The organism is Oleiphilus sp. HI0125 (assembly GCF_001635355.1).
Window position 1 is genome coordinate 1 of the sequence record NZ_LWGF01000196.1, and the last position, 1,046, is coordinate 1,046.

1 protein-coding gene is annotated in these 1,046 nt (G+C 43.3%); it reads right to left on the reverse strand.

Annotation, left to right across the window (positions count from 1 at the left end):
- Positions 1 to 681: conjugal transfer protein TraF (gene traF / locus A3762_RS02990; RefSeq protein WP_231878713.1), on the reverse strand; the 681-nt coding region annotated here is incomplete at its 3' end.
- Positions 682 to 1,046: the final 365 nt, after the last annotated feature.

The window sequence follows — 1,046 nt, forward strand, 5'->3', positions numbered from 1 at the left end:
TGGGTTATATGTGTTAATACTTTCCGCACGATGTGAACCCCTTATTTCGACTAGCTTGGGCGTGAAGCCCCAAGATATTGGCATGTTGTAAGAAATTACATTTGTGGTGGCTACGGTAACACCGAACTCACTAATGTCGACATAGGTGTTGTCGACGGTTGAGGTTAGTCTTTCTTCGAGAGTACCTACTGCTGGCGCTCCGCCGTTAAGACCATTTATTAGTGTAGCAAACTGCTCTTCATCTTTATTCAAAATGGTCGTCATTTCACGTATGTCACGTCGTGTATAAAAGTTGATCGTAACTGGGCGAGTATCGACTAGTAAATTGAAGACAGTCGTCTCGTCTTTTCGGTAGCCCTCAAGATTCATTTGACGAATAACGTCTCTTACTTCCGCTGCATCAGATGAGGACGGATTAGCTAGCCGGTCATAGTCCTGAACAATATTACTATCTTGGAAGTTATTTAAGGATTCCTCCCAATCGGTGTTATACAGTTCACGAGCACCCATTGATGCACTGAGATATAAGCGATCGGGTTTAGAGCCTCTGTTAAAAGCGATCAAGGCAGGGTTGTGAAGGGATGCGTTGAATTTAGTCGCTGCTGCAGCGCCAGTTCCACCCATTGCCATGGATCTTGGGTCAAGTAAGGTCCTATAGCCAGCAATTGTTTGAGCACTCATGCAGAGGAATATGAATGTTATTAGGCCTCTGAAACTGCTAGTTCGCATTATTGGTCACTTCCTACATTTTTAAATTCGCACAACCTAAGGATTGTAACGAATTGCAAGCGCTTGCAAAGGCATATACGTCACGAAACCATACTCTTTTCTTCGATACTTGAATGCTTGAGGCGTTGGTATTTAAGCGGCAATCGTTTGCCAAAAAGCGCTGGCATAGAAATTGGTTAGATCTTAGCAATTAAATGATTTTGTCGTCTTGCTAGTAGGTAGTTCGGATGCGTAGGTTTGCCTTATCTCAATATGTTTTAGCTTTTTTGCTTACTCTACAGTCTGCCGTTTCTTTTGCGCAGTGGTTCGAGTCGACA